6 protein-coding genes are annotated in these 7,264 nt (G+C 71.4%); 2 read left to right on the plus strand and 4 right to left on the minus strand.

Going from position 1 to position 7,264, the window contains the following annotated elements; translation table 11 throughout:
* Positions 1-30 precede the first annotated feature (30 nt).
* Entirely contained in the window at positions 31-1,518 is a 1,488-nt protein-coding gene (locus tag ACIRB1_RS37840; RefSeq protein WP_352179520.1) for an amidohydrolase, read from the plus strand.
* Positions 1,519-1,648: 130 nt separating this feature from the next.
* On the opposite strand, the gene ACIRB1_RS37845 is transcribed toward ACIRB1_RS37840, so the two are convergent.
* Complete coding sequence (locus ACIRB1_RS37845) at positions 1,649-2,971, minus strand: lysine N(6)-hydroxylase/L-ornithine N(5)-oxygenase family protein (protein WP_352179519.1); 1,323 nt, start codon at positions 2,969-2,971, stop codon at positions 1,649-1,651.
* Positions 2,972-3,054: 83 nt separating this feature from the next.
* Between ACIRB1_RS37845 and ACIRB1_RS37850 the strand changes: the two genes are divergently transcribed.
* Complete coding sequence (locus ACIRB1_RS37850; RefSeq protein WP_403468710.1) at positions 3,055-4,008, plus strand: methionyl-tRNA formyltransferase; 954 nt, start codon at positions 3,055-3,057, stop codon at positions 4,006-4,008.
* A gap of 61 nt (positions 4,009-4,069) precedes the next feature.
* Here ACIRB1_RS37850 and ACIRB1_RS37855 read toward each other — a convergent pair whose 3' ends face one another.
* The 3 genes from ACIRB1_RS37855 to ACIRB1_RS37865 are packed head-to-tail and all read right to left on the minus strand — an operon-like array spanning position 4,070 to position 7,024.
* A complete protein-coding gene (locus ACIRB1_RS37855) occupies positions 4,070-4,948 on the minus strand; it encodes an ABC transporter ATP-binding protein (protein WP_403468711.1) in 879 nt (292 codons plus the stop codon).
* 4 nt (positions 4,949-4,952) lie between these two features.
* Positions 4,953-6,032 carry a FecCD family ABC transporter permease gene (locus ACIRB1_RS37860; RefSeq protein ID WP_403468712.1) on the minus strand — a complete coding sequence of 360 codons (1,080 nt, stop codon included), beginning with the start codon at positions 6,030-6,032 and terminating at the stop codon, positions 4,953-4,955.
* Positions 6,029-7,024: a FecCD family ABC transporter permease gene (locus ACIRB1_RS37865; RefSeq protein WP_403468768.1), complete on the minus strand. Its 996-nt coding sequence runs from the start codon at positions 7,022-7,024 to the stop codon at positions 6,029-6,031. The genes ACIRB1_RS37860 and ACIRB1_RS37865 overlap by 4 nt, the downstream gene beginning before the upstream one ends.
* Positions 7,025-7,264 lie beyond the last annotated feature (240 nt).

Consider the following 7,264-nt stretch of genomic DNA (forward strand, 5'->3'; position numbering starts at 1 on the left):
AGTGCTCTCGGCATTCCCCTGGAGGCCCTTATGGCGGACAACCCGAGCTCCTTGGCGCTCACCCGAGTACGACTCGGAGCCGGTGGGCCGCTCGTCCGGGTGCGGGTGGCGGACGGGCGGGTCACCCATGTCGTGGCCGAGTCGGACGCGGGCGTCGGGGCCGACACCGGGCATCAACTCGACCTGCACGGTCGGGTGTTGCTGCCCGGCCTCTGGGACGCCCATGTCCATCTCGCGGAGTGGGCCAGTGCCCGCCACCGGCTCGATCTGGCCGGTACCCCGTCCGCGCGGGCCGTCGCCGACCTGGTCCGGGAGCGGGCCGGGGCGGCCGATGGCTCCGTGCTCTACGGGTACGGGTTCCGGGACGGCCTGTGGGCCGATGCCCCGCACAAGGCGCTGCTGGACGCGGTGCTGCCCGATCGGCCGGTCGCGTTGGTCAGTGCCGACCTGCACGCCGCGTGGCTCAACTCCGCCTGCCTCGCCCTCGTCGGGCGGGGCGACCACCCGACCGGGCTGATCCGGGAGCACGAGGCACACGAGGTGCTGTCCGCCCTGCCCGCGGCGCCGGTCGACGTCGTCGACGGATGGATCGAGGAGGCCTGCCGGGCCGCCGCCGCGCGCGGGGTCACCGGTGTCATCGACTTCCAGTACGGCGACACGGTCGTGGACTGGGAGCGGCGGTCCGCTCGATTCCGGCCCGCGGTAAGGGTGTCGGCCGCCGTCTATCCCAGTCGCCTGGACGCCGCGATCAAGCGCGGGCTGCGGACGGGGGACGAGGTCGGCGCGGACGGGAGTCCGGTCCAGGTCGGGCCACTGAAGCTCTTCACGGACGGTTCGCTGAACACCCGAACCGCCCTGTGCCGCGACCCCTATCCGGGACTCGAGGGCACGGACGGCGCCCACGGCATCGAGGAGACCGCCCCGGACGAACTGGTCCGGCTCATGCGGCACGCCGCCGCGCACGGTATCGAACCCGCCGTGCACGCGATCGGCGACCGTGCCAACACCGTTGCCCTGGACGCCTTCGAGGCGGTCCGGTGCCGGGGCCGGATCGAGCACGCGCAGCTGCTGAGCCCCCAAGACCTGCCGCGTTTCGCCCAGTTGGGGGTCACGGCGGGGGTGCAGCCCCGGCACGCCACGGACGACCGTGACGTGGCCGACCGGCACTGGGCCGGACGCACCGAACGCGCCTTCGCCTACCGCGACTTGCTCGCGGCGGGCGCCCGGCTGGAGTTCGGCTCGGACGCCCCGGTCTCGCCGCTCGACCCCTGGCTCGCCATCGCGTCCGCCGTCAGCCGCACCGACGACGAGCGCCCCGCCTGGCACCCCGAGCAACGCCTGTCCGTCCCCGACGCGTTGGTCGCGGCGGCCCGCGGACGCCGGCTCATCAGGGTCGGCGACCCGGCCGACCTGGTCGTCGTGGACGTGGACCCGCTGGACGCCGACCCGGACACCCTGCGCGCGATGCCCGTGCACGCCACGATGACCAACGGCCGCTGGACCCACGGGCCCTACTGAGCCGCTCCCTGTCCACATCCCCGTAGACGACCCCACGGCACTACCCCGCGACGTGGGCGCCCGATACGCACGGCGAAGGCCCCGGGCCCGGAGGGGACCGTACCCTCCGGGCCCGGGGAGTCAGGGGGCGTCAGACGGTCACCCTCGCCGACCGCACCGACCGGTGGATCTCCTCCGCCCGCACCGCGACGGTCGACAGCAGGGTGCTGGTCAGCCCGTGCGTGTGCTCCGTGCCGCCCTGGAGGTACAGGCCCGCCGAGACCTCCGGCACGGTCTCGACCCGGTGGTCCCGGCCCACGCGGATCTCGTCGCCGTCGTCCCGCAGACAGAGTTTGGCCGCCTCGCCGAGGAGTGAACTCAGGTCGCGGGGGCGGTAACCGGTGGCGAGCACCAGCACATCCGCGGGCAGCACCTGCTTCTCGCCGGTGGGCAGGAACTCCACGGCGACGTCGAGACCGCCGTCCGCCGCCGGGTCGACCGCGCGGATGCGGGAGACGTTGAGGAAGCGCAGCCGTTCCCGTCCCGCCACCTTCTCCCGGTACGCGGTGGCGTACAGCGCCTCGATCAACTCCATGTCGACGACGGAGTAGTTGGTGGACCGGTGGTAGTCGATGAGCGATTGCTTCACCTCGGACGGGGCCGAGAAGTAGACGTCCACCGCCTCCGGATCGAAGATGCGGTTCGCGAACGGGCTGTCGTCGGCCGGGGTGTAGCCGTACTTGGCGAACACCGAGCACACCTCGGCGTCCGGGAAGGTGCGGTGCAGATAGTCCACCGCCTCGGCGGCGCTCTGCCCGGCGCCGAGCACCACGGCCCGCCGCACGGGCTCGCCCGCGTCGGCGAGTGCGGTGGCGCGGGGGATCAACTCGCTGTTGTGCCAGATCCGTTCGGCCAGTTCGAGCCCCGGCGGCACATGCGGCTCAAGCCCCATCGCGACGCTGATGTTGCGCGCCCGCCGGGTGATCGTCGTACCCGAACCCGAAGGGTCGCGGCTGGTGACGTCGAAGTGGGCGATCTCGCCGTCGTCGCCGCGCACCGGGTCGACGGAGACGACCTCGCTGCCGTAGGAGACCAGGTGGGAGACGCGAGCTGCGGCCCACTCGAAGTACTCGTGGAACTCCACGCGCAGCGGGAACAGGGTCTTCTGGTTCAGGAAGTCGATGAGCCTGCCCTGCTCGCGCAGGAAGCAGAGGAAGCTGTAGTCGCTGGTCGGATTCCGCAGCGTGACCAGGTCCTTGAGGAACGACACCTGCATCGTGGCGTCGTCGATGAGCATGCCCCGGTGCCAGCCGAAGCGCGGCTGCCGTTCCAGGAACAGGGCGTTGAGACGACGGTCTGCCGGAAGGCTCCGGTTGTGCTCCTCAACCGCTATGGACAGAGCGAGATTTGACGGACCGAATCCGATTCCGAGTATGTCGTGGACCACTTCGGAACCCAGTAGCGGTGACTTCACCGTGGCATCGCCTCCCTCAGGCAGCCCAATGCTAGATAAGGTAAGGCTTACCTTGCAATGAGTCGTTGAAGGGGAGGACCGTCATGCGGGTCGTCATGCTCGGCTATCAGACCTGGGGTCACCGCACGCTACAGGCGTTGCTGGACTCCGACCACGAGGTCGTTCTCGTCGTCACCCACCCGAAGAGCGAGCACGCCTACGAGAAGATCTGGGACGACAGCGTCGCCGAACTCGCCGAGAAGAACGACGTCCCCGTCCTGCTGCGCAACCGCCCCGACGACACCGAACTCCTCGACGCCGTACGGGAAGCACGGCCGGACATCATCGTCGCCAACAACTGGCGGACCTGGCTGCCGCCGGAGCTGTTCGACCTCCCGCCGCACGGCACCCTCAACATCCACGACTCACTGCTGCCGTCGTACGCGGGCTTCTCGCCGATCATCTGGGCGCTCATCAACGGCGAGCCGCGCGTCGGCGTCACCGCCCACCGCATGAACGGCGAACTCGACGCCGGGGACGTCCTGATCCAGCGCTCGGTGCCGGTCGGACCCACCGACACGGCGACCGACCTGTTCCACCGGACCGTCGACCTCATCGCACCCATCGTGCGCGAGTCGCTCGACCTGATCGCCTCCGGCCGGGACGCGGGCCAGTGGGTGCCGCAGGACCGCAGCCGCGCCAGCTTCTTCCACAAGCGGTCGGCCGAGGACAGCCGTATCGACTGGAGTTGGCCGGCGGACCGCCTGGAGCGCCTCGTACGGGCCCAGTCGGACCCGTACCCGAACGCGTACGCCTTCCATCGGGGGGAACGGCTCAGGATCGTCTCGGCTGCCGTCTCCGAGGGGCGCTACGGCGGCACCCCGGGCCGGATCTTCATCCGCGAGGGCGACGGCGTGGTCATCGTGGCGGGCCCGGAGGCCCATACCGGGCGCAGCCGTGGGCTGTTGGTGCGCCGGGTGCGCACGGACGACGGCACGGAGTACGCGGCAGGCGACTACTTCCGCACCATGGGCGGGTACTTGACCTCCCGGCCTTGACGTCCCGGCCCTGACCTCCCGCTTCTGGACGACCGGGCCCCCGCCCGCCCCGGCGGGGGCCTCAGCGGGTCGAAACGGCTTTCGCGGCAGGGGAGTTGCCGTCGTGGTGGTGCCGCCCCAGCGGGATCACCAGCGGCGTGCCGCTGACCGGGTCGGGCGTGATCCGGCAGCGCAGGTCGAAGACGTCCTCGACCGTCGCCTCGGTGACGACATCGGCGGGCGCGCCCTCGGCGACGATCCGGCCGGCCTTCATGGCGATGACGTGATCGGCGTACCGGCAGGCCTGGTTGAGGTCGTGCAGCACCATCACGACCGTGCGGCCCTCGCGCCGGTTGAGGTCGGTGATCAGGTCGAGTACGTCGATCTGGTGGGCGAGGTCGAGATAGGTCGTCGGCTCGTCGAGGAGCAGCACCGGGGTGCCCTGGGCGACGGCCATGGCGATCCACGCGCGTTGCCGCTGGCCGCCGGAGAGTTCGTCGACCGGGCGCTCGGCGAGGTCGGTCAGATGGGTCGCCTCAAGAGCCGCGTTCACGGCGTCCTCGTCGGCCGCCGACCACTGCCGCCACCAGGTCTGGTGCGGGGACCGGCCCCGGCCGACCAGATCGAGGACCGTCAGCCCCTCGGGCGCGACCGGCGTCTGCGGCAAGATGCCCAGTTTGCGGGCGAGTTCACGCGTCGGGACGGACCGCAGCGCTACGCCGTCCAGCTCCACCACGCCCTCGCGCGGGGCCAGGAGCCGGGCCAGCGCCCGCAACAGGGTCGACTTCCCGCAGGCGTTGGCGCCGACGATCGCCGTGATCCGGCCGGTCGGCACCGTCAGGTCCAGGTTCTCGACCACGGCCCTGCCGTCGTAGGCGAGATGGAGAGCTCGTGCCCGCAACTCGGGCCCCAAGGCGGGTGATGCGGACGTCCGCGGGGCGCGCGGGTCAGTGGTCGACATGCGATCAGCCTCCAGAGCCCGCGCGGTTGGCGCGGATGAGCAGCCACAGCAGGACCGGCGCGCCCAGGGCGCCGGTGACGATCCCGACCGGCAGTTCCGTCCCCGGAATCGCCTCGCGGGCGAGGAGGTCGGAGCCGAGGACGACGAGTGCACCGGTGAGACCGGAGACGAACGGGGGCGGCGACGAGGTGCCCGCCAGCCGCTGGGCGATCTGCGGACAGGCCAGCGCGACGAACGCCACCGGACCGGCCGCCGCCGTGCCGAACGCGACCAGGCCCACACCGGCCAACAGCAGGGCCAGCCGGACGGGTTGGACGGGCGTGCCGAGTCCGGCGGCCACGTCGTCGCCGAGCATCAGCGTGCGCATCCAGCGGCCCATGCCCAGGGTGACCGGCAGCAGCACGGCCAGGGCGATGGCCAGCGAGTCCACCTGGTTCCAGGTCCGGCCGTTGAGGTTGCCGACCAGCCAGCCGAGCGCCGCCTCCGCCTCGAAGCGATTGCCGCGCGCCACAAGGAAGTTGGTGGCGCTGGAGCAGATCCAGGACACCCCGATGCCGACGAGGACGATGCGGTACCCGGTGGCCCCGCCCTTCCACGCCAGCACGTACACGATGAGCGCGGTGGCGAGCGCGCCGAGCAACCCCAGGGTGGACAGGCCGAGTCCGCCGGTCCAGCCCAGAACGACCGCCGCCACCACGGCGGTTCCGGCGCCCTCGGTGAGCCCGATCATGTCGGGGCTGGCCAGCGGATTGCGGGTCATCGTCTGGAACACGGCTCCGGAGACCCCGAAGGCGACGCCGACCAGCAGCCCGACCAGGGCACGGGGCAGCCGTAGGTCCTGGACGACGATCACCGTTCCCGCGTCGCCCGAACCCCACAGGGCCCTGATCACGTCGGTGAAGGCGACGGGATAGTCGCCGATGGTCAGGCCCCAGCAGAAGAGCAGGAACGCGCCGAGTGCGACCCCGGCTCCCGTGAGGAGCAGGCGTGGACGCAGCACTCCGGACACCGGGGGCACGGTCAGCCGGAACGGCCGGTCGGCGAGGGCGGCGCGCGGGGGAGCGACGGGGGTGGGCACGCTCATACCTCCGCGAGCTTCCGGCGGCGGACCAGGACGATGAAGAACGGGCCGCCGAGGAAGGCGACGAGGACACCGGCCTGGATCTCGGTCGGGCGGTCCACCATCCGGCCCAGGATGTCGGCGGACAGCAGCAGGAGAGGTGCGAGCGCGGCCGAAAGGGGCAGCAACCAGCGGTAGTCGGGGCCGATACCGGCGTACTGCGCGAGAACCCGCGCGATGTGCGGGACGACCAGACCGAGGAAGACCACCGGACCGATGACGGCGACCGACGCGCCGGTCAACAGCACGACGGCGGTGACCCCTTGGAGCCGGACCAGGCCCAACCGCCGTCCCAGCGAGGCGGCCACGTCGTCGCCGAGGGCCATGCTGTTGAGGGCGGGCGCGTTGGCGAGGGCCAGGACGGCGCCCACGACGAGGAACGGCAGGATGCGCACCAGCTCGCCCGAGTCCTGGTCGGCGAGGGTGCCGGCCGACCAGAAGCGGTAACGGTCCAGCGCGTCCTGGTCGGTGAGGACGACGGCGCTGGTGAACGACTGGAGCAGCGAGGTGATCGCGACCCCGGCGAGCGCCAGTTTGACCGGCGTGGCCCCGGACCGGCCCATCCGCCCCAGGAAGAACACCACGACGCTCGCGACCAGCGCCCCGCCGAACGCGAACCACACATAGCCGTACAGCGAGACCACCCCGAACACCCCGACCGCCATGACGATCGCGAAGGACGCCCCCGCGCTCACCCCGAGAATTCCCGGATCGGCGAGGGGATTTCGGGTCAGGGCCTGCATCAGCGCGCCGGACAGGCCGAGCGCGGCGCCGGTGGTCAGGCCGAGCAGGGTGCGGGGCACGCGCACCGACCAGATGACGTTGTCGACGAGGCGGCTGGGCGGATGGCCGAGGACCGAGCGGACGACCTGGTCGAGCGGGACGCTGAGCGCGCCGAGGGCGACGGACAGCAGGGACAGCAGGGCGAGGAGGGCGACGATCACCGTCACCAGCACCGTGGTGCGAAGCCTTCTGCCTGAAGCCACGTGCCGGTCTCCATGTCGTGTTCCGGGTCATCTTCCGTGCTCTGGAGCCCTGTTGGCGGACCAGCGGGCAGCCCGGGCCAGCAGCTTAGGTGAGCATAACCTCAGTGGCTGTGACAGGGGCCGACGGTTCCAGGGAGGTCTATCAAGTAAGGCAATGCTTACCTTACTATGCGAGCGGTCGCGGCTCCGCTGAGCCGTTCCACACGCATG

It is taken from the genome of Streptomyces sp. NPDC096013 (assembly GCF_044763565.1).
GTDB lineage: Bacteria > Actinomycetota > Actinomycetes > Streptomycetales > Streptomycetaceae > Streptomyces.